Annotated in this window: 18 protein-coding genes and 2 pseudogenes; 9 read left to right on the top strand and 11 right to left on the bottom strand. The window is 65.6% G+C overall.

What is annotated here, in order from left to right; all coding sequences use genetic code 11:
- The 3 genes from E3T23_RS00330 to E3T23_RS00320 all read right to left on the bottom strand — a co-directional run.
- Positions 1-4,839 (bottom strand): ExeM/NucH family extracellular endonuclease (locus tag E3T23_RS00330; RefSeq protein WP_134368431.1); only part of this gene is annotated, 4,839 nt, incomplete at its 3' end.
- A gap of 140 nt (positions 4,840-4,979) precedes the next feature.
- Positions 4,980-5,486, bottom strand: coding sequence for an amino-acid N-acetyltransferase (locus tag E3T23_RS00325; RefSeq protein ID WP_134368435.1), 507 nt, complete (start codon positions 5,484-5,486; stop codon positions 4,980-4,982).
- 239 nt (positions 5,487-5,725) lie between these two features.
- A complete protein-coding gene (locus E3T23_RS00320) occupies positions 5,726-8,251 on the bottom strand; it encodes an ATP-dependent Clp protease ATP-binding subunit (protein ID WP_134368430.1) in 2,526 nt (841 codons plus the stop codon).
- A 238-nt stretch (positions 8,252-8,489) separates the two neighbouring features.
- Between E3T23_RS00320 and E3T23_RS00315 the strand changes: the two genes are divergently transcribed.
- Positions 8,490-9,953 carry a hypothetical protein gene (locus E3T23_RS00315; protein ID WP_134368429.1) on the top strand — a complete coding sequence of 488 codons (1,464 nt, stop codon included), beginning with the start codon at positions 8,490-8,492 and terminating at the stop codon, positions 9,951-9,953.
- 89 nt (positions 9,954-10,042) lie between these two features.
- Here the strand turns inward: E3T23_RS00315 and E3T23_RS00310 are convergent, their stop codons facing one another.
- From E3T23_RS00310 to E3T23_RS00290, 5 genes are all read right to left on the bottom strand, one after another.
- Entirely contained in the window at positions 10,043-10,972 is a 930-nt protein-coding gene (locus E3T23_RS00310) for an aldose 1-epimerase family protein (RefSeq protein WP_134368428.1), read from the bottom strand.
- Between the two features lie 46 nt (positions 10,973-11,018).
- On the bottom strand, positions 11,019-11,876 hold the full coding sequence (locus E3T23_RS00305) for a glycoside hydrolase family 43 protein (protein ID WP_241977474.1): 858 nt from the start codon (positions 11,874-11,876) through the stop codon (positions 11,019-11,021).
- Positions 11,877-12,011: 135 nt separating this feature from the next.
- On the bottom strand, positions 12,012-12,890 hold the full coding sequence (locus tag E3T23_RS00300) for a carbohydrate ABC transporter permease (RefSeq protein WP_241977472.1): 879 nt from the start codon (positions 12,888-12,890) through the stop codon (positions 12,012-12,014).
- Entirely contained in the window at positions 12,887-13,879 is a 993-nt protein-coding gene (locus E3T23_RS00295; protein WP_134368426.1) for a carbohydrate ABC transporter permease, read from the bottom strand. The genes E3T23_RS00300 and E3T23_RS00295 overlap by 4 nt, the downstream gene beginning before the upstream one ends.
- A 3-nt stretch (positions 13,880-13,882) precedes the next feature.
- A complete protein-coding gene (locus E3T23_RS00290; protein ID WP_134368425.1) occupies positions 13,883-15,190 on the bottom strand; it encodes an ABC transporter substrate-binding protein in 1,308 nt (435 codons plus the stop codon).
- A 222-nt stretch (positions 15,191-15,412) separates the two neighbouring features.
- On the opposite strand from E3T23_RS00290, the gene E3T23_RS00285 reads away from it, so the two are divergent.
- From E3T23_RS00285 to E3T23_RS00275, 3 genes are all read left to right on the top strand, one after another.
- Positions 15,413-16,444: a LacI family DNA-binding transcriptional regulator gene (locus tag E3T23_RS00285; protein ID WP_134368433.1), complete on the top strand. Its 1,032-nt coding sequence runs from the start codon at positions 15,413-15,415 to the stop codon at positions 16,442-16,444.
- A gap of 37 nt (positions 16,445-16,481) precedes the next feature.
- Positions 16,482-18,359 carry a glycoside hydrolase family 2 protein gene (locus E3T23_RS00280; RefSeq protein WP_134368424.1) on the top strand — a complete coding sequence of 626 codons (1,878 nt, stop codon included), beginning with the start codon at positions 16,482-16,484 and terminating at the stop codon, positions 18,357-18,359.
- 402 nt (positions 18,360-18,761) lie between these two features.
- Positions 18,762-18,980, top strand: a complete 219-nt coding sequence (locus E3T23_RS00275; RefSeq protein WP_134368423.1) for a hypothetical protein — start codon at positions 18,762-18,764, stop codon at positions 18,978-18,980.
- Positions 18,981-19,034: 54 nt separating this feature from the next.
- Here E3T23_RS00275 and E3T23_RS15520 read toward each other — a convergent pair whose 3' ends face one another.
- Both E3T23_RS15520 and E3T23_RS15515 read right to left on the bottom strand, forming a co-directional pair.
- Positions 19,035-19,484 carry a GntR family transcriptional regulator gene (locus E3T23_RS15520; RefSeq protein ID WP_241977475.1) on the bottom strand — a complete coding sequence of 150 codons (450 nt, stop codon included), beginning with the start codon at positions 19,482-19,484 and terminating at the stop codon, positions 19,035-19,037.
- A 93-nt stretch (positions 19,485-19,577) separates the two neighbouring features.
- Positions 19,578-19,778: pseudogene (locus tag E3T23_RS15515) on the bottom strand (GntR family transcriptional regulator); the annotation flags it as partial.
- 145 nt (positions 19,779-19,923) lie between these two features.
- On the opposite strand from E3T23_RS15515, the gene E3T23_RS00265 reads away from it, so the two are divergent.
- The 4 genes from E3T23_RS00265 to E3T23_RS00250 are packed head-to-tail and all read left to right on the top strand — an operon-like array spanning position 19,924 to position 23,040.
- Positions 19,924-20,607 (top strand): DsbA family protein, encoded by a 684-nt coding sequence (locus E3T23_RS00265; RefSeq protein ID WP_241977470.1) that lies wholly within the window; start codon positions 19,924-19,926, stop codon positions 20,605-20,607.
- Positions 20,607-21,485, top strand: coding sequence for a cytochrome c biogenesis CcdA family protein (locus E3T23_RS00260; protein WP_134368421.1), 879 nt, complete (start codon positions 20,607-20,609; stop codon positions 21,483-21,485). The genes E3T23_RS00265 and E3T23_RS00260 overlap by 1 nt, the downstream gene beginning before the upstream one ends.
- Positions 21,482-22,702 carry a PQQ-binding-like beta-propeller repeat protein gene (locus E3T23_RS00255; RefSeq protein WP_134368420.1) on the top strand — a complete coding sequence of 407 codons (1,221 nt, stop codon included), beginning with the start codon at positions 21,482-21,484 and terminating at the stop codon, positions 22,700-22,702. Before E3T23_RS00260 ends, E3T23_RS00255 begins: the two co-directional genes overlap by 4 nt.
- Complete coding sequence (locus E3T23_RS00250; protein ID WP_134368419.1) at positions 22,699-23,040, top strand: DsrE family protein; 342 nt, start codon at positions 22,699-22,701, stop codon at positions 23,038-23,040. Before E3T23_RS00255 ends, E3T23_RS00250 begins: the two co-directional genes overlap by 4 nt.
- Before the next feature lie 25 nt (positions 23,041-23,065).
- Here E3T23_RS00250 and E3T23_RS00245 read toward each other — a convergent pair whose 3' ends face one another.
- A complete protein-coding gene (locus E3T23_RS00245) occupies positions 23,066-24,412 on the bottom strand; it encodes a DUF2254 domain-containing protein (protein ID WP_134368418.1) in 1,347 nt (448 codons plus the stop codon).
- Positions 24,413-24,743: 331 nt separating this feature from the next.
- Between E3T23_RS00245 and E3T23_RS00240 the strand changes: the two are divergent.
- Positions 24,744-25,097: pseudogene (locus tag E3T23_RS00240) on the top strand (hypothetical protein); the annotation flags it as partial.

Here is a 25,097-nt window from a genome sequence, read left to right as displayed (position 1 = left end):
CGGCGTGGCCGGCGTGCCCGGCGTGCCCGGCGTGGCCGGCGTGCCCGGCGTGCCCGGCGTGGCCGGCGTGCCCGGTGTGGCGGTCGCGGCGAGCACCTTTATTTCGGTCCAGCCGATCAGTGACCCGGCGGAATCCTGAACGAGGAGGCGGCGCATGCCCGCCTTCGCGTCGGACGGAACCACGGTCGTCACCTGGCCCTGGGCGTTGACCTTGAGCCAGCCGCCGAGGTTCACACCGTCCAGCGAGACCCAGACGTACTGGCCCGCGTAGTCGGCGCCCACGGTGACCGTGATCGCTTCGCCGGCGTTGTAGCTGGCCTTGTCGGTCGAGATGGCGCCTTCCAGGTCGGCCGGAGCGTCACTGACGGGCGTCGGCGCGGCCGTCGGTGCCATCGCAGCGTTCACGGTGAGGGGAACCCGCACGATCGTGCCGGACTCCTTCGCGGTCAACTCGAGCACGCTGCCGGCCGGCACGTCGAACGGCACCGTGAAGGTGACGACCGACGAGCCGTTGGCGTCAACGGATGCTGTCCCCAGCTTCGCGCTGCTTCCCGGCCAGAGAAGGGCCAGTTCCGTGTTCTTCGGGGCCCCGAGCGAGCTCAGGTTGAGCTTCGACACCGTGAAGCTGACCGTGTCGCCCGGGTTGACGGCTGTGACCGGCACTCCCATGACGGTGGCCTGCGTGACGCTGGCCTGACGGGCGGCGAACGACGGCGTCACCGGGCTGTTGGCCTTGAGGTAGGCGATCCAGGCGTCCCGGTCGACGAGACCGGAGTCGCGCGTGCCGGTTCCCTTCTTGAACTCCCGGAAGTTGTCGCCGCCGGTGAGCAGGAAGTTGAACGAGCCGACCCGGTAGGAGGCGGCCGGGTCGATGGCCGAACCGTCGATCCAGATCCCCGTGATGCGGTCGCCTTCGGCCCGGCTCGCGTCGAACGTGTAGTTCACGTTGTCGGAGAGACCCAGCTGCAGGAAGGGTCGGGACGGGACTGTGCCGTCGGCGTTCCGCTGCCACTGCTGCTCCAGAACGGTCTTGAACTGCGCGCCGGTGAGGCTCGTGGTCCAGAGGTTGTTCAGGAACGGCAGCACCGCATTGGCCTCGGCGTAGGTGACCACGCCGTCCGGCGAGTAGATCAGCTCGGCGCGCATTCCACCCGGGTTGACCACGCCGATCTCGGCGCCGCCCTTGAGCGGGTCAGAGAGCGATTCACGCAGCGAGTTGGCCACCAGGGTGCCCATCGCCGACGGTGCGGAGCGGTCCTCGGCGCACGGTGCGGCGCCGCCGAGGCAGGCGCGCGTGATGTCCGCGGTGACCGAGCCGATCGGCTGGTTGCCGATGACGGCGGCCGCGGCGAGCGCAGCATCCGTGATCCTCTTGACCGCGGCGACCCGCGGGTAGGCAGCGACCAGGGTGGCGTCGGTTGCGGTCGTGCGCTTGACGTTCCGGTTCTCCACGGTCGTGGTGTTACCGGAAGCGAAGTCGTACTTGAGCACGACCTGACCGATGTGCTCGCCGTAGTTGCCGGTCTGGAGCACCGGGCGGGTGACGCCGGCGGCCGCACCGGGAACCTGAGCATCCCAGTCATACAGCTTGTGCGTGTGGCCGGTGAAGATGGCGTCGACCGTGGCTGAGGTCTGCGTCACGATTTTGGCGAAGGCGCTCTCGGTGAGGGCGAGTTCCTGCTCGAGCGTTGCCTTCTCGACCGTTCCCGCGCCGGCACCCTCGTGGTACTCCGCGATCAGCACATCGGCCTCACCGTTGGCCGGGTTGCCGTCGGAGAGCTGGGCCGCGACCCGGTTGACCGCGGCGACCGGGTCACCGAAGGTGAGGCTGGCGATCCCGTTCGGCGACACCAGGCTTGGGGTTTCCTGTGTGACGGCGCCGATGACGCCGACCGTGACGCCGTTGACGTCGAACAGTGCGTATTCCTTCATCGCCGGGGTCGTCGTGCCGAGCTGGTAGACGTTGGCGCCGAGGTACTCGAAGTTGGCCGCGGCGGCGACGCGCCCGTTCAGGTCGGAGAAGCCCTGGTCGAACTCGTGGTTGCCCACGGCCGAGGCCTTGAGGTCCAGTGCGTTCAGAACGTCGATGGTCGGTTTGTCCTGCTGAGACGCCGAGGCGAAGAGTGAGGCGCCGATGTTGTCGCCGTCGGAGAGGAACAGCGTGGCCGCGTCCCCGTACTCCGCGCGGAGCTGCTCGACGGTGCCGGCGAATTTCACCGTGTTGACGTCGATCCGACCGTGGAAGTCGTTGATGTTGAGCAGGTTGATGTTGACGCTGGCGGGCCTGCTGGCGAGTTTCAACCCGACGATGGCCGGGTCGTGGTCGGAGGAGCGGAACGCGTCGGCCGCGTAGAAGTCGGTGACGTTGTTGTTGTACCGGCTGTACTCGAGGGCCACAGACTCGACCGAGTTGATGTTCCAGACGTCCACATCGGTGACCGCGGCATTCGCCTCGGGCGACGCGAACACGTGGTCGAGCGAGCCGACGGTGCCTCCGAATGCGTAGGTGTACTCGCCGGTCCTGGCTTCCTGGCTCAGGTATCCCGCGTCGGTGATGACCTTGATCGGGTCTTCCTGGTCGTAGGCGTTGAAGTCACCGGTGAGCAGCACGCGGTTGATGCCGGTGCTCGACTTCATCGTTCCGGCGAATCCGACGAGGGCGGTGGCCTGCTGTACCCGGGACAGGTTCGAGGCTCCCTGGCCGTCTTTCTGGTCGGCGTTGACCCCGGTTCCGGAGCCCTTCGACTTGAAGTGGTTGGCGATCGCAAGGAAGCTGCTGCCGGTGTCGCCGACCAACTGGAAGGCCTGGGCGAGCGGCTGGCGGGCGTTGCCGAACGCGGCGTCGTTGAAGATGACCGACTCCTTGACGGTTTCAACGGCTGCGGGCTTGTAGATGAACCCGGAGCGGATGACGTCTTCGCTGGCGGGAAGGGCGGCCGGCGAGGGCACGTGGGCCCAGACGTTGCTGCCAGCCTGCGCGTTCAGCGCGGTGACGAGCGCCTTGAGAGCGAAGTCGCGGTCCTTGCCGAAGCGGGCGGAGTTCTCGATCTCGAGGAGCGAGACGACCTGGGCGTCGAGGCCGTTGATCGCCGAGACGATCTTCGCCTGCTGGCGCTCGAAGCTGACCTGAGTGGCCGCGCCGCGGGCGTCGCACCCGCTGTTGACCGTGATCGGCGTGCCGGCCCGGTCGGTGTAGTAGGTGCAGCCGGTGAGGGAGTCACCGGTGGTGGCGAAGTAGTTGAGCACGTTGAACGTGGCCAGACGGATGTCGCCGCCTACCGCTCGGGGAGCCGCGGTGCGGGTGTTGGTGAAGGTGGCCGGCTGCACGGTCGCCGCGATGCCGGGGACCAGTTCGGTGGTCGGCTGGAACCTCCAGGCACTGTGGCGGTAGTCCAGGATGACCGGCTTGGTGAAGGTGGTGGCCGCGCCGATGCGCAGAGGGTTGGCGGTCGTGAGGTACGGGACCGGCTTGTCCCGGTTTACCCCGGACGTGTAGTCCGTCGTCGCACCGTCGTCGAGGGTGACCGCACGAGCCGCGTTACCGGCGACGGCCGCGGTGTACGCGTCCGTTCCGGGGCGGGCCGTGACGGTCGGGCCCACGAGAGGCGTCGTGCCGGCGGCCAGGCCGATGTCGCCGTACCGGTTGGTGGTGTAGTTGTTCGTGACCGTGAACGCTCCCTGCGGGGAGACGAGCATGCCCTCGAGTGATTCACGCGCGGCAGCCGTTTCCGGCAGTCCGACCGTGGCGGCCAGCGGAGCCACGATTCCGGTCTTGTCCAGCGCGGTCACGTTGCTGAGCGCCGAAACCGTGAGCTGGGTCAGGCCGAAGAAGTCGCTCACGGCTCCGGTGACCGAGACGTGGTCGCCGATGGCGACCGGCGCGGTGAGGGCGTTCGTGTACACGAAGATTCCGTCAGATGCGGTGTGCGTGGCCAGGTTGACCGCGCCTCCCGTGCCGGGGGTCTGCATGTAGAAGCCCTTGAACCCGCCCGTGGGGTAGACGGCGGTGACGACGCCGGTCGTCGTGACGGTCTGGCCGGCCTTCGGGCTGACATCCGTCGTGCCCTGGATCTCGTTGATCGGAGTGGCATTGGCCGGCTGGGCCGGCGCCGGTGGGGTCGGGGTCGGCGTGACCGTCGGGGTCGGCGTGACCGTCGGGGTCGGCGTGACGACCGGGGCGGCGGTCTGGCCGGCAGCGTTCGTCGGGGTGGGTGCAGAGGAGACGAAGTCGCCGCTGTTGCTGTCGGTGTCGAGGCCCGTGGCGCGGTTGAGCGTGGTGGTGAGGGATGCCGCCGCCGACGCCTTGGTCTCGAAGGTGTTCGAGTTGCCGTAACCGAGCATGTCGATGACGGTGGGGTTGTTGACGATGGATCCCGTGGCCGGGGCCGTTAGAACCGTGGTCTGGCTGGCGAGGAAGATGGTTCCGCCGGCACCGGCGAAGGAGAGTCCCAGGGATGATGCGTTCGGAGTGGGGAGAGCAGCGCCGTTGGCGGCGTTGGGGACGTTGGATGCGCCCTGCACGAGGTAGTAGCCCTTGGCCGGGATCGAGCCGGTGAGCGGAAGCACGCCGTTCGGGTTCGCGGTGCCACCGGCCGACCGGTACTGCAACGAGGTGCCGTCGAGGGTGATCGCGGCATCGGTCGGGTTGTAGAGCTCGACGAACTTGTTCTGGTACGTCGCTCCGGCGCTGCCGCCGTTGAGGTAAGCCTCATTGATGACGACGCCGGTTCCACCGGTGTTGGCGGAGGCGGGCAGTGCGACGAGCGGCGAGACGACCAGACCCAACCCCAGGAGGGTGGCACAGGTCAGCTTCAAATGGCTGCGTGGTGCGGACGACATTGTTCCCCTAGCTCCTTAAAACGACATTGCTCGTAAGGCTACGGAGGGAAGGTTCCGGTTATGCATACCGCAAGATAACGATTGGTGAATTCGAGCATTTTGCTCGCATGAGCGGCGACGCTCAGCTGGCGACGCTCCGGTCAGACGAGCCGCTTGACCATTCGGGTGTTGCCCAGGGTGTTCGGCTTGACCCGCGCCAGGTCGAGGAACTCGGCCACGCCCTCATCGTGTGAGCGCACGAGTTCGGCGTACACGAGAGGGTCGACGGTTTCGTTCCCCATGTCGGTGAACCCGTGCCGGGCGAAGAACGGCACCTCGAAGGTCAGGCAGAAGAGGCGGCTGAGGCCGAGCTCACGGGCATCCCCTTCGAGTCGGTCCATCAGTGCGTGGCCCACCCCGCGGCCGAGCCAGTCGGCGGTCACGGCGAGAGTGCGCACCTCGCCGAGGTCTTCCCACATCACGTGCAGGGCGCCGCAGCCGATCAGGGTGCCGTCGGCATCCTCGATCACGCGGAATTCCTGTACGGCCTCGTAGAAGACGACGCTTTCCTTGCCGAGCAGAATGCGCTCCTGTACGAGCGGCGCTACGAGTGCTTGGATCCGGGGCACGTCGGTGGTGCGCGCCCGGCGCACCGAAAACTCCTGCATGCGCTGCCCGCCGGCCTCTCTCGATTCAGTCATTCAAAACTCCCAAACCCCCAGTCTAAGCAGCGAGCCAATTCGACGGAGATTTTGCCGTTTTTGCTTGCTTTCGGCCTAAAACAGGCACCCACGAGCAAAATCTCCGTCGAATTCGTTCGGGACCCGGCCGACACGCAGACAGAGCGGGCGAGAACGCGAAAGGGCCCGGCGGATGTCTCCGCCGGGCCCTTTCTAGCTGGTTGCCGCTACTCGCTGGTCACCGCGAGGTCGGGCGAGCCCGGCCCCGTTCCGATCGCGGCCGTGGTGTTGACGCCGACGGCGACAGCGGAGGCGCGCACCGTCGTGGTAAAGATGTACTCCCCGCCCACGTAGTCCACGTGCACGTGGTCGCCGGCGTTGAGCTCGCCCTGCAGGATCTTCTCCGACAGGCGGTCCTCCACCTCGCGCTGGATCGCGCGGCGCAGCGGACGGGCACCGAGCGCGGGATCGAAGCCGACCTCGATCAGGTGTTCCTTCACCGCGAGGGTCAGGTCCACGGTCATGTCGCGGTCGAGCAGACGCTCGCCCAGGCGCTTGATGAACAGGTCGACGATCTGGAGCAGTTCCGGCTTGGTCAGCTGCGGGAAGACGATGATCTCGTCCACGCGGTTGAGGAACTCGGGCTTGAAGTGCTTCTTCAGCTCCTCCTTCACCTTGCCGCTCATCCGGTCGTAACCGGTGGACGTGTCGCCCTCGAGCTGGAAACCGACGGGCGCGCCGCTGATGTCCTTGGTGCCGAGGTTCGTGGTCATGATGATCACGGTGTTCTTGAAGTCCACGACGCGACCCTGGCCATCCGTCAACCGGCCCTCTTCCAGAATCTGGAGGAGCGAGTTGAAGATGTCGGGGTGGGCCTTCTCGATCTCGTCGAACAGCACCACGGAGAACGGTTTGCGGCGCACCTTCTCGGTGAGTTGGCCGCCCTCTTCGAAGCCGACGAACCCGGGAGGTGCACCGAACAGGCGCGACACGGTGTGCTTCTCGCCGTACTCACTCATGTCGAGCGAGATCATGGCGGCCTCATCGTCGAAGAGGAACTCGGCGAGCGCCTTGGCCAGCTCGGTCTTTCCGACGCCCGTGGGGCCGGCGAAGATGAACGAACCGCTCGGACGCTTCGGGTCCTTCAGCCCGGCACGGGTGCGACGGATGGTCTTGGCGAGCGCTGAGATGGCCTCTTCCTGACCGATGACGCGCTGGTGCAGGGCCTTCTCCATGAAGACGAGCCGCGAGGACTCCTCCTCGGTGAGCTTGAAGACGGGGATGCCGGTGGCCTGGGCCAGAACCTCGGCGATCAGTCCTTCGTCGACGACGGCGGTGGTCTTGACGTCGCCCGACTTCCACTTCTTCTCGAGGCGCAGACGCTCGCCGAGGAGGTTCTTCTCCTCGTCGCGCAGGCCGGCGGCCTTCTCGAAGTCCTGTTCTTCGATGGCGGTCTCCTTGGCGGCGCGAACCACGGCGATCTTCTCGTCGAATTCGCGCAGCTCGGGCGGGCTGGACAGGATCGACAGACGCAGGCGGGCGCCGGCCTCGTCGATCAGGTCGATGGCCTTGTCCGGCAGGAACCGGTCGGAGACGTAGCGGTCGGCGAGGTTGGCCGCGGCCACCAGCGCGCCGTCGGTGATGGACACCTTGTGGTGCGCCTCGTAGCGGTCGCGCAGCCCCTTGAGGATGTTGATGGTGTGGGGCAGAGACGGCTCGGCCACCTGGATCGGCTGGAAGCGGCGCTCGAGCGCGGCATCCTTCTCGAAGTGCTTGCGGTATTCGTCGATCGTGGTGGCACCGATGGTCTGAAGCTCGCCACGGGCGAGGAGCGGCTTCAGGATGCTGGCCGCGTCGATGGCGCCCTCGGCGGCACCGGCACCGACGAGGGTGTGGATCTCGTCGATGAAGATGATGATGTCGCCGCGGGTGCGGATCTCCTTGGTGACCTTCTTCAGGCGCTCTTCGAAGTCACCGCGGTAGCGGCTTCCGGCGATGAGCGAGCCGAGGTCGAGCGAGTAGAGCTGCTTGTCCTTCAGCGTCTCGGGCACATCGCCCTTGACGATGGCCTGGGCGAGGCCCTCGACGACGGCGGTCTTGCCGACGCCGGGCTCACCGATCAGCACGGGGTTGTTCTTGGATCGGCGGGACAGGATCTGCATGACCCGCTCGATCTCTTTCTCGCGCCCGATGACCGGGTCGAGCTTGTTGTCGCGGGCGGCCTGCGTGAGGTTGCGCCCGAACTGGTCGAGAATCTGGCTGCCCGCCGGACCGCTCGCCTGCTCGTTCGCACCGACCTGCACTTGCTCCTTGCCCTGGTAACCGGACAGGAGCTGGATGACCTGCTGGCGCACCCGGTTAAGGTCGGCGCCGAGCTTGACGAGCACCTGGGCGGCAACGCCTTCACCCTCGCGGATGAGGCCGAGCAGAATGTGCTCGGTGCCGATGTAGTTGTGGCCGAGCTGCAGTGCTTCGCGCAGGCTCAGTTCGAGAACCTTCTTGGCGCGCGGAGTGAACGGGATGTGACCCGTCGGCTGCTGCTGGCCCTGACCGATGATGTCCTGCACCTGCTCGCGCACGGCGTCGAGGGAAATCCCCAGGCTCTCGAGGGCCTTGGCGGCAACTCCCTCGCCTTCGTGGATCAGGCCGAGCAGGATGTGCTCGGTACCGATGTAGTTGTGGTTGAGCATTTTGGCCTCTTCCTGGGCCAAAACAACGACGCGACGAGCTCGGTCGGTAAATCTCTCAAACATGTGATCGCTCCCTTGGCGCCAGGGCAGTTGTGGCGCCGATACATCGAGAGTAACGAGCGAACCCTGAAATGACTGCCTCTGTTCGCCGCAGGCGTGACGGATGTCGCCGCGCGCAAGGCCCGGGTGGGCGGACACTGTCCTTGCGCATCACACCGCGAGCGACATAATGACTCGAAAACGGGGGCGCGGGAACGCGCCCTGGCGGGACCGTTACCATCGCAGGTGAGAGGCGGAGGCAGTGGATCAGACGGGGAATCCCGAAGCGGAAACCACCGAAGCGGCGCTCGCCCGATTGGCAGACGAAAACGCGCGGCTGCGGGCGCGGCTCGACGCAGCGGAGTCCGCAGCCGCGGCGAGCGCAGAAACGGTGCCCCTTCCCGGGCTCGCCGCCCCGACCGTTCCCCCACCATCCCGCCAGCGCTGGCGGGCGGTCCTGGCCGTGGCGCTGATCGCGTTCGGCGTGCTGCTCGCACCGGTGGCCGTGGTGTCCCAGTGGACCAAGAACGTGGTGACCGACACCGACACGTTCGTGGCGACCGTGGCGCCGCTGGCCGACGATCCCGCCTTCCAGGCGTTCCTGGTCACCGAGATCGTCACCGTGGTCGAGGAACAGGTCGACATCGAGACGGTGGCGACAGACCTCTTCGACGGGCTGGCCGCCCTCGACCTGCCGCCGCGGGCGCAGGATGCTCTCGCGCTCCTCGAGGGCCCCGCCATCGAAGGGGTGCGCTCGCTCATTCGCACGTCGGCCGAGCGGGTAGTGGCCTCGGATGCGTTCGCCACCGTCTGGGAAGACGCACTGCGGCTCAGCCAGACCCAGATCATCGCGGCACTGGAGGGCGACACCTCGTCGGCACTCGCGATCAGCGATACCGGCGAGGTCGGCATCCAGCTCGGCCCCATCATCGCGGAGGTGAAGCAGCAACTCGTGGCCCAGGGCATCGGCCTGGCCGCGAACATCCCGGAGATCGACCGCACGATCCCGCTCGCCCAGTCGGATGCCCTCGTGCAGGCGCGCACGGCGTACCAGCTCCTCAACCTGACCGGCACTGTGCTGCCGTGGGCGAGCCTGCTGCTGATCGTGGCCGGCGTGCTCGTGGCCCGGCGCCGGTCGCTGGCATTGATCTGGGCGGGCATCACCCTCGGCCTGTCGATGGCTCTTCTGGCCGCCGGCGTCTCGGTGGGCCGGCTCTTCTTCGTCAACGCCCTGTCACCGGTCTACCTGCCGAGCGACCTCGCCGGCACGGTCTACGACTCGCTGGTGCCGCTGGTGTACGCCTCCGCCCTGTCGGTGGGGCTCGCCGCGGTCACCGTGGCCATCGTCGCGTACCTGGCCGGCCGGTTCCGCGGCGCGACCGCGGTGCGCCGACTGGTCACGGACGGTGGCCGGCACCTGCGCGCCAGTGCCGCCCGCAGCGGGGTGACCACCGGACGGTTCGGTCTCCGGCTCTACCGGGCCCGCCGCTTCATCCGGGCCTTCGTGGGCATCGGGGCGGCCGCCGTCGCCCTCTTCTGGCGGCCGCTGACCCCGGCCGTCATCATCTGGACGGCGGTGCTCGCACTCATCGTGGTGCTGCTGCTCGAACTGCTGCAGCGCCCGCCCCGAGTAGAGAACGAGTCAGTCCCGGTCGGGGTGGGTCCGACAGGGGCCTCGCCCGCCGATAGGGGCGCTCCCCCGGCCAACTGGGACGACGCCGACTAGCCGGGAACTCACTGGTCGGACTTCCCTCGTGAGCAAACTCAATCCGTCGCTGACGCATGTCGATTCAATGTCGGCGCGGCCGCCCCTGGCTAGTCGATCGCTCGAATCGTCCAGGAGGCGTGCGTTGAGCCTCCAGGCTCAAGGACGTTCAGGTCCATTTCAGAGTTGAAGGCATCCGGCGGACAGGTCATCGGTTCGACGGCTAATCCGATCCTGTCGATCGAGGGTGCGGGTTGGTCAGCCGTATGCACCTGAACCCACGGGCATTCGCCACCCCAGCTCAGTGCGACGCCACTTCCAGCATCCGTCGTCACGCGAACTGTCGCCTTGCCTTCCTCGTCCCTGTCCAAGCCAGTGAAGGCGTGATCGATGAAGGTGTCATCGATGGTCCGTGGCGTGCGAAAGTCGTAGGCGGCAAGATCTCCGGCATTGACGTCACGAAGGCGAACGGGAATGAGACGGTCAGGAGTCACGGTGAGTACGCGCCGAGCGGGGAGCTCGAGCGTCCACTCGTTGACGCGGCCCTCGCCGGCGACAAGGTAGGGGTGCGGAGCGACACCGAAAGGGGCCGCATTCGGACCGGCGTTCACCGCCGTCACTGTCGTTCGAAGGCCCCCTGCGTCAAGCGCAAAATCCACCTCCAGTGTCACCCGGTGAGGATAGCCAGGTTGAGCCTCGACCGTTGCCGCCAGCACGAGCCGATCAGACGCCTGCCTGACCACAGCGAAGTCCAGCCAGGACACGAGTCCATGGAGGGCGTGTCCCCTCGACGGCTCGGTGATGCTGAGCTGTTGCTCGACGCCACCGAATGCGTACCTGCCATCGACGACTCGGTTCGGCCACGGCGCCAGGAGTGCTCCCCGGAAGAAGGGCCGCACCTGGTCGGCATCGAACGGCACGATGAGGTTCCGACCGTGATACTGCAGCGATCGAATGCTGGCGCCGATGCTCGCGATCGAGGCGGTGTAGCCGTGAGCCTCGAGAAGGAACGGGGTTCCCGAGAGCGGGGTGTGAGACATGGGTCACCATTCAGTCGAGAGGCATGGGATTTCGCGCCCCAGCGGTCTAGTCGGGGATCACGACCCGAGGGATGTCGGCGTCCCACTCGGCCTCGGCGACATGCAGTGCGCGGTATGTGTAGTCCTTGTCCCACCCGTGGAAAACGAGATAGTCCTTCCCGTTCAGCCCCAGGACCAGGTCCTGGCCGCCGGGGCCGCGATAGAGGCCCCCGGATCCGTCGGTCGAGAGGATCGGACCGGTTTCCTTCGTCCACGGGCCGTCGATTGAGGCAGCCGTTGCAGCACCGACCGCATATCGGTCGTCTCCATAGGAGTTCGCGGAGTAGAGCATCATGAGTCTTGAACCTCGGGCCACAATGGTGGGGGCCTCGACCAGGTTGCCCTCCCAAGCTTCGGTTTGCTTCAGGATCCTGATGGGATCGCCCGTGACGCTGAGCCCATCGGGAGAGAGCGCGGCCGCCTGAATCCAGGTGTCGAGTTCGCAACAGTTCCCGTCATTCTTCCAAACGAGGTACAGCACGTCGTCGATGACCACGGTGCTCGCATCGATCGCCCCGCCTTCATCTTCAGGACAGATGATCATCGCGTCGCCCTGAACGGTGAACGGTCCGGCCGGGTCGCTGGCCGTGGCGACACCGATGCACTGCATCGTCGGCGAATAGTTCGTCGCCGTGAAGTACATGACGAACGAATCATCGGTGAGTTTCGTCACCTCAGGCGCCCAGGTCTTCCCCGGAATGACCCAGCTCGGGAGATCCGGCAACGCGTCGGGCAGCACCTCCCAATCGAGAAGATCGGTGGAGGAGGCGACCTGCACGTTGCGGTTGTTGTCGTTGGTGGCGTACGCGAAGTACGTGCCATCGACTTCCACCACGTCCGGGTCAGCGAAATTCGCGTTGAGCACCGGGGCTCCTGCTGCGGCCCCCACCGGGGGTTCCGGTGGCTCCGCGGACGCCGCGCAGCCGCTGACCGCGACGGCGGTCACGATGGCTGCGCACACACAGGCCAACGCTGCGCGGCGAGCAGAATTCCTCATCTGCTATCCCTTCACACCGGAGCGGGAAACGCCCTCAATGATGAAGCGCTGGAGAAAGATGAACAGCGCCAGCACCGGTACGCTCGCGACGACCGCGCCGGCCATCAGCAGGTCGTAGCGCACGGCATTTGCGGACTGAAGCGTAGACAGGCCGGCCGGCAGCGTTTGCACCTCCGGGCTGAACAGGACGTACACGGGCCAGAGGAAGTCATTCCAGTTGCCGAGGAAAGCGAGCAGCGCCAGGGTGGCGAGAGCTGGTTTGGCGAGCGGAAGGACCACCTGCATGAAGATCACAAATCGGTTCGCCCCATCGAGCCGGGCGGCCTCCTCCAACTCGATCGGCAGGCCCACGAAGAACTGCCGCATGAAGAACACTCCGAAGGCGGAGGCCGCCGTTGGAATGATGATCGCCGCGAGCGAGTTGAGCCACCCCAGTTCACTCACGATGAGGTAGTTGGGAATCACCAGAATGACCGGCGGAACCAGCAGAGTCGCGACGATGATGACGAAGACGAAATTCTTGCCGCGAAACTGCATGCGTGCGAGCGGATACGCCGCGAGCGACGCCGTGATGACGACGAGCGTTGCGTTGAGGGCGGCCGCGACCATGCTGTTTGCGAACCATTGCAACACCGGAGTCGCGGTGCCGGGAGCGAGGATCGACGCAAATGCTTGCAGCGAAACCGGATTGGGAATCCACGACGGCGGGACAGCGGTCGCGTCGGACCTGGTCTTGAGGCTGGTCACGATCATGAAGACGATTGGACTGATGAACGCGATCGCGATCGCGCCGAGCACGACGACCCGAGCGATTGTGCTGCTCCGTCCACGTGCGCGGCGTGCGCGGGATCCGACGCTGGGCGTGGTCGTGAGGGTGCTCACGAGCGCACCTCCTTCTTAGGCTGTTTCTCGCGAAAGATGTAGAAGACAAAGGCACTGATCGCCATGAGGAAAATGGTCAGTACGTAACTCATCGCTGCGGCGCTGCCCATTTGGAAGTTGCGCAAACCCGTGTCGGCGATCTGATAGATCGCCGTGCGCGTCTCACGTCCGGGGCCGCCCTGGGTCATGAGATAGGACTGGCCGAACATGTTGGCGGATGCCAGGAGGGTGATGATCGTGATGAACGACAGGATGGGCTTGAGACCGGGAAGCGTCACATTCAGGAACTGCATCCACGGTCCGGCCCCATCGACGCGGGCGGCTTCATAGAGTTCGATCGGGATGTCCTGAAGGCCGGCGAGGTAGATGACGGCGTTGAATCCGAGCGTCCACCAGACGGTCACTCCCACGAGTGCGACCCAGGCCGCTGGTGTCGACGTCGTCCATGCGGTGTCATCCGGAAGTCCGAGGAGTCCCAGATAGTGATTCACCAGTCCGATGTTGTTGTCGAGCAGGTATCGCCAGAGCACCGAGATGACAGCGACGCCGAGTACGTAAGGTGCGAAGTAGATGGCTCTGAGAAAGTCCCGTCCGGGAAACTTCCTGCTCATGAGCAGAGCCACGGCCAGCGGGACGATCAGAAGCAGCGGCACGCTGAGGACCGTGAAGATCCCGGTGGCCCGCATGGACCCCCAGAACGGGCCGAACACGGTCGATCCGGGAGAGAACAAGGCGATGTAGTTGTCGAGGCCGACAAAAGGCTTGTTCGGCAGGGTGTAGTCCCAGGAATGAAGACTGATCCACACCCCGAGAACTGCCGGGATGATGACGAAGCTGCCAAACAGCAGCAGGTAGGGGGCAAGAAACAGCCAGGGTGTTGCTTTCCCCTGCTGCTGAGTGCCACGGTTCTTCCGCGTCCCCGGTTCGGAAGCCGAGGGGCGGCGCGCCCTCCCCGTGGGGAGGACGCGCTCACCGACCTTCGTCGACATCGGTCAGCCCCCGAACGAGGCTTTGTTGTCTTCCATGAGTTTCGTCGCCGTGTCGGCGGCTTTTTTGAGCGACTCACTCGGCGGCGTCGTTCCCTGAACTCCGTCGGCGACAGCGATTTCGAGGGTCTCGGCCTGCACCCCACCAATCCCGGGAATGGGCGGCAAGAAGCGCATCGAGTCGATGGTCTCTGCGATCACTGCCTGCGGCAAGCCGTCGAGGGCGCCCGCATCGCGCACCGACTGACGAGCGGGGATCATGCCTGAGCCTGCCCACTCGGCGGACTGCTCGCTCATCCAAGCGATGAATACCTTCGATGCGTCGACCTTGTTCTGGTCGGCCTTTGCCTGGCGGGGGAGGAAGAAGTTATGGGAGTTGGCCCAGACGGCATCCGTTTCGCCGATTGTGGGGATCGGGGCGACCGCGTGGGGAAGACCGGACTCGGCGAGATCGTTGATCTGCCAGATGCCGTCCCAGGTGATTGAGGTCTCACCGTTCTTGAAGGCGACGTACTGAGAGTCGATGGCGACGTCACTCGGGCTGTAGCCGTCGTCCACGACGGAGCGCTGCCATTCGAGTGCCTCTACCCCGGCCGCGGAATCGAACGTCGCTCCGTCGTCGCCGTAGGGTTCACCGTCGTTCTGCCACATCACGGAGAGGTTCATGAGGTGGCTCGGCCACCTCGTCGGCATCCAGAAAGGAGTGTCATAGCCGGCTGCTTTGAGCTTGCCGAGCGCGTCCTGGAAGGAAGCGGCGTCGGTCGGGGCCTCGGTGATCCCTGCGGCGGCGAAATGCTCGGTGTTGTAGTACATGGCCAGGGAATGCACATCGAGCGGAATGCCGTATCGGGCGTCCTTGTAGACGCCGGCGTTCCAGACGTCTTCGGTGAAGTCATCCGCCGTCAGACCCAAGTCCTTGGCCAGATCGTCGATGGGTACGATGACGTTCCGCGCGGCATTCGACGCAAGCTGGTCCAGGTGCATCACGCCCACGTCGGGACCCTCGCCGGCGGTCACCGCTGCGGGAAGCCGCTGGTAGAAGTCGGTCCACTGCATCGTGTTCGAGACAACCTTGATGTTGTCATGCTCCGCATTGAACTCGGAGACCATCGTCTCCATGAAGGGGCCGTCACCTCCGGTGAAGCCGTTCCAGTAGGACAGTTCCACCTTGGGCCCGGCGTATTCACCGGTGAAGGGCTCACTCGCCGCCTGCCCGGTTCCACCCGCGGAGCATCCGGCGAGTACCAGCATGAGTGCGGCACCGAGAGCGGTGACCCCGATTGCTCGCCGCCCCAAGAAGTCTTTCTGCTTCATGATCGTTCGTCCTCCTCATTGAAAACATCGCTTCGCGACCCATGCGCGAAGCAGGCCACCCAATCCTCCGCACCGGTCTGAGCGTGGACGAGAACCTTCCGTCAATGTACAGCGCTAGAAAGACGTTTGTCTAGTCTTCAAGGATTTCGGGACAATCACGGTTTTACAGCGCTCGGCCACAGTCGCCTTAGGATGGACCGGACCGGACTGGACGGGACAAACATGGCAAGGGTGCGACTCATTGACGTGGCGGAGCTTGCGGGCGTTTCCATGAAGACCGTCTCGAACGTCGTTCACGACTATCCCCATGTGGCGCCGGCCCTTCGCCAGAAGGTTCAGGCAGCCATCGACCAGCTCGGCTATCGCCCGAATCTCACGGCACGGCGTCTGGCTACCGGAAAAACCGGAATGGTCGCCCTGGCAATCCCCGAAATCGACCACCCGTACTTTTCGGAACTCTCCCGTCATATTGCCGAAGAAGCGACTCGGCGGGGATACCGCGTCATCATCGAGCAGACCCTGAGCGATCCTGCCGCGGAACGAGCGGTACTCAACGATCGCGAAGCCGGACTGGTCGACGGTGTGATCTTTCATCCCGTCCGCATGGAAACCCTGGACATTGCAAAGCTTGATGCCGGCGCTCCCCTGGTATTGCTCGGCGAGGCGGCCATGCCCGTCATGACCGACCACGTGATGATCGACAACGTCTCCGCCGCTCTCGATGCCACGCGGCATCTCCTGGCGAGCGGATGTCGACGCATCGCTTTTCTCGGAGTCATCGCGGCGGACATCACGGGTTCGACGAATCAACGTCTGCTCGGTTACCAACGAGCCCTGCTGGAGGCCGGGGTTCAACTGGATCCTGAGCTGATCTTCACGGCGTCGGAATTCACGGCTGAAGCGGGCGTTCGTTCGGTCGCTGAGGCGATCGAGCGGGGGGTGCGCTTTGACGGCGTGGTCTGCCGCGACGACCGGTTTGCGATCGGCGCGTTGAAGGCCCTCCACGATTCCGGGCGATCGGTACCCGAAGATGTCGCCGTGGTCGGCTGGGACAACACCTTCCTGGCTGCGTACACGTCCCCGACGCTCACCTCGGTGGCGCCGAACAAAACCGCGATTGTCGCGGCTGCGTTCGATCTCCTCGAGGAACGCATCGCGGGCTACCGGGGGGTCGGACGACACGTGATCGTGGGCCATTCGCTCGAGGTGCGCGAGAGCGCTCCAGTCGCTCCTGACGACTCGGATCTCGCCTGAGCTTTACAGCGCTGTAATTTGGCGGCATGATTGCGGTATGTCGCGTTCTCTTCCGATTTCTGCCAGTGCCCAGGGTGGCGTGTACCCCCGCCCCCAACTTGTCCGCCCGAATTGGCACGACCTCGCCGGCGAGTGGGCGTTCGACCACGACGATCAAGACACCGGCATGAGCGAGCGCTGGTTCGCAAACGCTGCGCATCTTGGCCGGGTGATCACGGTTCCGTTTCCGCCGGAGTCGGAGCTGTCCGGAATCGCCGACCCAGGCTTCCATCCTGTTGTCTGGTATTCCCGCATCATCAGCCCCGAAGACGTGGCGGCAAGTGGTCGGTCCCGCGAGCGTGACCGGGTGGTCTTGCATTTCGGGGCTGTCGACTACCGCGCATCCGTGTGGATCGATGGTCAGTTCATCGGATCACACGAGGGCGGCCAGACTCCGTTCTTTTTTGACGTCACCGAAGCGCTGTCGCGGCAGGAAGCCAGCGTGCTGGTGGTTCGTGCCGAGGACGACCCTCACGACGTCGCTCAGCCGCGGGGCAAACAGGATTGGCTTGAGGACCCGCACGTCATCTGGTACCACCGCACCACGGGGATTTGGCAACCGGTCTGGCTCGAGTCCGTGCCGGACCAGCGCATCGGGGCGCTGAGTTGGGCTCCGAATGTACCGGCAGGGAACGTCGCGATGGAGGTGGATCTGACCCGGCGACCGGCGGGGAACGTAACAGTTCAGGTGGAACTGTCCATCGCGGGCGAACACCTCGCCCGGCAGTCTTTCCTGGCTGTGGAGCCGCGATCGCAGGCAACCATTCAGATTGCGCGGCAGTCGAACGGGCAGGCCTTCGAGGCTCTCTTATGGTCGCCGGAGAACCCGCGACTGATTGACGCGCATGTCTCCATCATTGCCGACGACGGGAGCATCCTCGACGAGTCCTTCTCCTATTTCGGGTTTCGCAGCGTCGGTGTCGCGGGCGGTCGGTTCCTGCTCAATGATCGACCCTATTTCGTACGATCGGTGTTGGAGCAGGGCTATTGGCCGCAGTCGCACCTCGCTGCACCGTCGGCCGAAGCTCTGCGTGCCGAGGTGGAGTTGATCAAGGCCCTCGGGTTCAACGCGGCGAGAATCCACGAAAAGGTCGAGGATCCCCGGTTCCTCTACTGGGCGGATCGGCTCGGACTGCTCATTTGGGGCGAAATGGGGAGCACCTACGAGTTCTCTCCGGAGGCAGTGTCGCGAGTCACCCGCGAATGGACCGACGTGGTGCGCCGCGACCGATCGCATCCGTCAATCGTCACCTGGGTTCCCCTCAATGAGAGTTGGGGTGTTCAACAGATCTCACACAGCGATGCTCAGTTGAGCTTCGCCCAGTCGCTCTACCACCTGACTCGAGCGCTCGATCCGAGCCGCCCCGTCATCTCCAATGACGGCTGGGAACACGCGAATTCTGACATCCTCACGATCCACGATTATGCCGGCACGGCTGAAGAACTCGATGCCAATTACAGGGACATCGACGCCATCCGTGCTCTCGTTGCGGGCATGGGTCCAGCCGGCCGTCGCCTGCAACTCATTGCCCGCGAGGTCGAGGGTCAGTCGATCATGGTCACTGAATTCGGCGGGGTGAGCTTTGCGCCCGACGCTGCCGATGACTCCTGGGGCTACACGACGGCAACGAGCTATGAGGACTTTGAAAGTCGAGTGTCGGGTCTTGTGGGTAGCCTTAGAGACAATCCGATTCTGTCCGGCTTCTGCTACACCCAGCTGACGGACACAATGCAGGAGACCAACGGGCTGACCGACGAGAACCGGAAGCCCAAGCTGTCGATCGCCGTCATCCGGGGCATTGTGTCGGGGGAAGGCGCGCCCCTCCCCCGAGTGACGGCAGCCGCTGCGTCGAGCTTGCATTCGGCCACTGGATGAGGGCGACCGAGACCGAGACCGAGACCGAGACCGGGCCTGGGAACTCGGTCTCAGCGACTGCATGGTGAGATCTCCATCAGGGGCATGCAGAATCAAGTTGGGCCGGGGTGAGAGTACGCCCCGGATGCGGTCGCAGTGTCGGGCCCCTCGCTCTCTCCGGCGAGTGCTCCAGCGGTCGTGGACGCCGTGACCGTGACGTGCGATTATCTACTGGTACTCACCCGCGCTGTGAGGGCGTCGCACGCACGCAATCCGATCGAGCCGCAGAACGGACAGACCGGGAACGCCTTCGAAGCCACCGAGTCTCTGCCGCCTCGCCGCTGGTGAGCATGCAGGGACTGTGCGAGGTGGTACGGGGCGACACCCCCGAGGGCTTCCCCGCGCACGCGGTGGCTCGAGGCGGTGGGGAGCCACCTCGTGCTCGCCGGGGTCGGTGACCACGTTCTCGGGCAGCTGGAGGGCACCGGAGCGCTCGACACCCTCGGGAGCGACAATGTCTTCCCGGCCACGCCCGACGTGGGAGAGTCTCTGACGCTCGCTGTGGAACGAGCACGGATGCTGCAGGGCGGCGGCGAGGGAAGCGGCGAACGGCCGGCGCCCGCCGCCGCGCCCTGGCACTGACCGTGGGCATCAGCGCAGCTGCGGCTCACCTCGGCTTCGGCAGCTCCCGTTCGGTCAGAGATTGCCGGGCACTCCCGCGCCGAAGGTTGCGGTCACGGAGTACCGCTCTCCTAAAATATGGCTGCAGCGCAGTTCTACGGCGGTTCCGCGGTGGTAGCCGATTCTCTGGATGCGGAACATCGGCGCACCCAGGGCGCAGCCGAGGCGTTCGACGTCCAGGGCCGAGGCCGTGTCGGCGCGCAGCTCCTCGAGTCCGCCGTCCACGGTGATGCCACATCGTTCCCGCAGCTCCTTGTAGAGCGCGGTTTCGGCGAAGTCGACGTCCATCAGCGGGCGGACCCGATCGGCGGGGAGCCAGACGTGATCGACCGCGAACGCTTCCTCGTCGGCGAGGCGCAATCGAGACAGCTTGAGTAATTCCGCAGTGGGCGGGAGCGCGAGGCGTGCGGCGCTGATTGGATCGGTGACGAGGCGACGCTCAAGGACAACGCTGCGCTGGGTCATCCCGGACTCCTGCACGGACGCGAACAGGCTGTACACGGGGCCGAAGGCGCTCGCCAATCCGCCCACGATCGCCCGTGGTTTCCTGCCCCTCTGAGCGCTGACGAATCCGGTCTCCCTGAGGGGGCGCAAGGCGTTACGGATAGTCCCCCGGCTGACGCCATAGGCCTCGGCCAGGGCCAACTCACCCGGAAATCCGTCCTTGAATTCCCCACTGGCAACGCGATCCGCGAGGTCCGCTCCGATGCTCTCCCAGAGCGGTCGGCGCCGTGGCGAATCAAGAGCGGGCGTGCCCACCTGGGCGGCTCGTGCCACGGTTGCCCTTTCTCAGGAAATGTCTATACATTGTAGAGGTCTCATAAGGAATACCGGAAGGGCGAAAACCATGGCCTCTGCACAATCGACCAACCCTTCGACGGGATCGCCCCGGCGTCGGGGGCGCGTGTACTTCATTCTGAGTGCTGTCGCGATTGTAGCCGTGCTCGGAGTCGGGTTCGCAGCGCAGACCGGCACGGCGAAGCAGGGGTCGACACCGGGAGATGCCAGCGAGCAAAGTTCCGACGAACCGACCATCGATATGTCTCGTCGAATCGACGGAGATCCGACGGCGCTCGGCGACATCGCCGCCCCGGTCGTCCTGGTGGAGTACTCGGACTACCGGTGCCCATTCTGCGCTGTCTTCGCTAGAGACACCCTCCCGGTTCTCATCGACGAATATGTTGAGTCGGGCCAGGTTCGCATCGAATGGCGGGACCTCACCGTCTTTGGCCAGGAGTCCATCGACGCCGCCGTTGCGGGCCGGGCCGCCGGAGCGCAGGGACTGTTCTGGGAGTTCAACGAGGCGACGTTCAGGGATGCTCCCGAGAGGGCTCATCTCGAGCTCCCGCGGGAGCGTCTGCTCCAGATCGGCCGAGACATCGGAGTGCCTGATATGGCTCGTTACGAGAGCGATTTGGACAACCCTGCGCTCCTGGCCTCCGTGACCGGAGACACCGACGAGGCTCAATCGTTCGGCGCGACGGGAACACCGCTGTTCCTCGTCAACGACACCCCCATTTCCGGCGCCCAACCCGTCGAAGTCTTCCGCCAGGCCATTGATCGAGAACTCGCCGAAGCCGCCGAGTAATGGATATCGGATATGCCGGCGCGCTGATCGGCGGGGTGCTGACCCTGCTGAGCCCGTGTTCAGTCCTGCTCCTTCCCGCGTTCTTTGCCTACGCGTTCTCGACTCCCACGAAGCTTCTGGCGCGCACCGGACTCTTCTACCTGGGGCTGATCGCCACGCTCGTGCCGATCGGCGTTCTGGCCGGGACGCTGGGTGCCTTCCTGACACAGAACCGCACCGGATTCGTGATCGTTGCCGCGTCCCTGGTCATCGCACTCGGCCTGGTCCAGCTCATCGGCATCAGGCTGCCGGCCTTCGCCAGAGGCGGCGGTGCCGAGGGCACCTCCTCGGCCTCGGTCTTCCTCTTGGGATCGGTCTACGGGGTTGCCGGGGTGTGCGCGGGCCCCATTCTCGGGTCGGTGCTCACAGTTGCCGCCGTGAGCGGAAACGCCGCGTATGGCGGCATCCTGCTAGCGATCTATGCGCTGGGGATGACCGTGCCCCTGTTTGTGCTGGCGTTGGTCTGGGACAGGCTGAAGATCGCGGAGCGGGGCTGGCTGCGACCTCGAATGGTTCGCATCGGCCGCTGGCAGAACTCGTGGTTGTTGATCACCTCCGGTCTGCTCTCAATTGCAATCGGAGCGCTCCTTCTCCTGACCGACGGCACGGCCGGACTGGGCGGAGTCTTGACCATCGGCGATCAGTTCGCAGCCGAGTCCTTCGTGTTGAACGCGTCGTCGGGCGTGTCTAATCTGCTCTTCGGCCTGACGGCGATCGGCGTTCTTCTCGTCGTCGCCACGATTTTCTTCGTGCGCGGTCGACACGCAGCCGATCCGGAGCTGCCGACGGAGCAGGCCGACCAGCGGCAACACTCGGCGGAGCCGATCGACCGGCCGTGAGGGCGCGCTACACCACCACCTGCTGCGCCTTCGTGATCCTTGGGGCGACGCTCACGGGTTGCACGCCCACGGCCGACACCCTGGGGGCGCGGACTGTTCGCCCGGAGTCGATCATCTTTGACACCGACGAAACGCCGAGGAGAATTGCGCCTGGACTCACCGCTGCTGGCACCCTCGAATCGGATCGTGCGCCCATCGCGGCTGACGGCGCCTTCGTGTCGATGATCTTTCCCGACGGCGAACGGGAACAGTTGAGCTTCGTCGGTGCAACGAGCACCGGAACCCGCTGGCAAATCGACACGAACCCGTCGTGCGTGGGATCCGCGCTCACCCGGGCTGGCGAGGAGGAGCTCATTGTCGTGCTGGATTCGGATGCGCGGCTCGCCGGCGGTCGCGTCGCCATGCGCACGGTTGCCACGGCGTTCCGCGCCGACACCGGCGCCCATGTCTGGGGGCCGGTCGACGTGCCCGGCCCCATCCAGGGACCCGGACTCATCTTCGCTGACACTCCCAAAGCGATCGTCTCAGCCGCTCCCACCTCCCGCGTGATGCTCAGCGCCCATGACGGTTCAGTCGTGGCGGACGAAACCAGATCAGACGACGTTCAGATCGACTACGAGAGCAACGGCGTCGGCCTGGTACGGATTGCCGGCGAGCTCCGGGCCCTGGACACGCGCACGTCGAGCACGCTGTGGGATTCCGTTTCGCTCGCTCGGCCGGACGGCACGGATTCCACCTGGTCCGCCAGTGTCGATGAGACGGCGGGTGCGTCTCGGGGAACCATGGTTGTTCTGCGCTGGGCCGCTCCTGACGGCGCGCAGGTCGTGGCCGCGCACGATGTTCGCACCGGTCGGGTCCTCGGCTCTCTCCCCGAGGCACGTGACATGGTCACGGTCTCGAGCCCCAGTGGAAGCCACATCGTCGTGGCATCCCCGGCGCCCGGGGCGACGATCCTCACAGCGATCGACCCGGTCGAAGGCCTCCTCTGGGCTCGGCACATAACGGGAACGGTGACCCTGGAATCGGCATCCGACGCCACGCTCTACCTGCGCAACGACGCACAGGGTGTTGCTCTGAACCTGGCCAGCGGGCTCGAGCATGCTCGAGGAGACTTCGCCGTTCCGCTCGCAATCCTTGCCGATGGAACGGCGATTCTGCCCACCGGTGACCAGTCACGATACCTGCTCACCACCACAACCCCGAAGGATCGACGATGACAGACAAGGGACTGCTTCTGCACGTCAGCGGCGCCGATGCGGCGCACCTTGAGGCAGGCATCCGGACCGCCCTCAACGCCCGGGCCCAGCTGCCGGAGGTCACTCTGGAACTCGTGGTCCAGGGCCCGTGCGTCACCTACCTGGCAGCCGGATCGGCGCTCGTGCCCGAACTGGCCGCGCTGGACGGCGAGCACGTGCAGGTGCTGGCCTGCAACAACAGCATGCGGTCGGCCGGGCTGGAGGCCAATCAGCTGCACGGCGGAGTGAACGTTGTTCCGGCAGCCGTCGCCCACCTGGCGACGAGGCAGTTCACGGGCTGGGCATACGTGCGGGTGTGAGCCGGATGTTCATCAGCCGTCGTCGTCAGTGCACCGGCCAGGAACCGGTGCGGGCTGCTGCCACGGCGTCACACTCTCTCTGCAGCCGCCGCTTCTCGTCGTCCGAGAGCGCCGCGGTCACGAGAGCGACCCTCACCGCGGCGACGCGGTCCTGGATCGCGATGCCGTCCGGACCGGGACCAACGACCCAGCTGAGTTCACGGAGCATCCGTACGACGCGTTCCGCTGTTCTCGGATCGTCCAGCGCATACCTGACCATTTGGCGCATCACCTGGTCCAACAGGTTCTCGAACGTTGGATAGTTCAGGATGACCCGGGGCCGGTCCTGCTCGTCGACGTGGAGCTTCGGTCCGGTGTGACGGGTGGCGAGCGTGCCGAGCACCGCCGAGATATGCCCGAGGGCGTGGACGGCTGTCGTCGGGTCGTTGATTCCCGGAGAGAGCGCGCGGCTGGCGACGTCGAGCAGCTGCTGGAGGCCGTAGCCGGCATCCCACGTTGATGTTCGCTCGAACCCCTTCGACAGGCTCCCCGTGAGACCCTCGCTCAGATCGGTCAACCGCTGGCCGTCGAGGGCACGCCCGTCGGTGGACCACGCCCGCGCGAACGGCACTCCGGCAATGAGCGAATGGCCCGGCAACGCGTCGACGATAACGAAGGTGTCCGTTTTGACCGCGGCCGCAGATGCGGCCTTGACGTCGATGCCCAGGAGGAATCCGGAAACGGCGCTTTCTATCAGCGCGGCCCCCGGTCCTGAGCCGGCCATATCCACCGGGCTGGCCTCCCCGTCGCGAGGAAAGATGCGGTCGACCGCTTCAGTCGCCTCACTGTGGACATCCCGCATCATGGTCTCGACCCGGATCTGCGTCGCCAAATGGGCCAGGAAGAACACCAGGGCGATCACGCTCGCAAGCGTCAACCCGAATCCGACGGTGATGGCGATCCGGGGCACGAAGCCGTCTCCCTCACTCGAGTCCGCCCGGATGCTCCGAAGCACCGTGAGCGAGAACACGAACGTTGCGAGAAAGAGCGCCAGCGTGTTGTGCACGAACGCGTCACGGGAGAAGGTGCGCAGCAGGCGGGGCGAGAATTGGCTGCTCGCCAGCTGCAGCGTAACCACCGTCAACGAGAACGTGAGCGACGTGACCGTGATCAGGGAGCCGGCAATGGTTTGCATCACGGCCTGAGCGGCCTCGGGACCGCCGCCGAACAGGAGGCCCGACAGAGCGTCCGGCAGTTGATCCTGGAGCTGTCGGTCCAGGTAGGGCAGAAACTGCCCCAGAAGCACAGCAACCAGTGTCGCCGCCAGCGGGACGGGCCAGAGCTGCGTGCGCAGGGAATCCCTCAGGTTGCCGCCGCCGGCCTGCGGGCTCATGCCCCGCCGCCCGGATGGTCAGCGAGGCGATCGAGCCGGATTGAAGTGCGAATCACGCCCTGAACACTAGCGTTCAATGGACCGCAGGGGCTGCCTGATCGAGTCCACGAGGGCGCTTCCCCTGTGAGCTCCGGCACGCATCGACCAGGGCCAGATTTCTTGACTCACGAGGGACGACAGCGCGACAGTCGGCAAGCCAACGGCTCCGCCCGTTCCGAGGTCATGACACCGGCTGACACCACGACGCCAGGGCGTATTTATATACGAGAAAAGTCTACTTGTTTAGGTTTGAGTATGGTCTTCTTGTTCAACATGAGTTATGCTCTTGTTTGTGACCAACCTCCTGGAACGCCCGGCAGCGGATGCCGCACCCGGCCCCTCTGCTGCGGCGCGGGCGGTCGCGGAGTTGCAGGCCCTCGCGGCCGGGCTCTGGGAATCGCTGCGGTGTTCGGCGGTGCGCGGGTTCGATGATGACGGCCTGCTGCGGGTGACCGCGGCGGTCGAGGTGCTCGGGCGGCGGGTGGACGCGTTGCGGGTGGCGGCCGCGGCGGAGGTCGCGGACCGGTCCCGTCCGGAGCTCGGCACCGGTCAGCTCTCGGCGAAACGCGGCTGCCGCACTGCCGGGGAGCTGCTCGAGCGGGTCACGCTGGTGTCCGGGCCGACCGCGGGGCGGCGGATGCGGCTC

Source organism: Cryobacterium cheniae (assembly GCF_004403395.1).
In the GTDB taxonomy this organism is placed as follows: Bacteria; Actinomycetota; Actinomycetes; order Actinomycetales; family Microbacteriaceae; genus Cryobacterium; species Cryobacterium cheniae.
This window is presented reverse-complemented; position numbering and strand designations above follow the sequence as displayed.

What these genes read in the sequence shown, in the direction of transcription:
- E3T23_RS00325 (WP_134368435.1), bottom strand. Translation starts at nt 5,486, where the DNA reads ATGCAGGAGTTTTCGGTGCGCCGGGCGCGCACCACCGACGTGCCCCGG.
- E3T23_RS00295 (WP_134368426.1), bottom strand. Translation starts at nt 13,879, where the DNA reads ATGTCGACGAAGGTCGGTGAGCGCGTCCTCCCCACGGGGAGGGCGCGC.
- E3T23_RS00250 (WP_134368419.1), top strand. Translation starts at nt 22,699, where the DNA reads ATGACAGACAAGGGACTGCTTCTGCACGTCAGCGGCGCCGATGCGGCG.
- E3T23_RS00280 (WP_134368424.1), top strand. Translation starts at nt 16,482, where the DNA reads ATGTCGCGTTCTCTTCCGATTTCTGCCAGTGCCCAGGGTGGCGTGTAC.
- E3T23_RS00290 (WP_134368425.1), bottom strand. Translation starts at nt 15,190, where the DNA reads ATGAAGCAGAAAGACTTCTTGGGGCGGCGAGCAATCGGGGTCACCGCT.
- E3T23_RS00245 (WP_134368418.1), bottom strand. Translation starts at nt 24,412, where the DNA reads ATGAGCCCGCAGGCCGGCGGCGGCAACCTGAGGGATTCCCTGCGCACG.
- E3T23_RS15520 (WP_241977475.1), bottom strand. Translation starts at nt 19,484, where the DNA reads ATGACCCAGCGCAGCGTTGTCCTTGAGCGTCGCCTCGTCACCGATCCA.
- E3T23_RS00285 (WP_134368433.1), top strand. Translation starts at nt 15,413, where the DNA reads ATGGCAAGGGTGCGACTCATTGACGTGGCGGAGCTTGCGGGCGTTTCC.
- E3T23_RS00320 (WP_134368430.1), bottom strand. Translation starts at nt 8,251, where the DNA reads ATGTTTGAGAGATTTACCGACCGAGCTCGTCGCGTCGTTGTTTTGGCC.
- E3T23_RS00260 (WP_134368421.1), top strand. Translation starts at nt 20,607, where the DNA reads ATGGATATCGGATATGCCGGCGCGCTGATCGGCGGGGTGCTGACCCTG.
- E3T23_RS00310 (WP_134368428.1), bottom strand. Translation starts at nt 10,972, where the DNA reads ATGTCTCACACCCCGCTCTCGGGAACCCCGTTCCTTCTCGAGGCTCAC.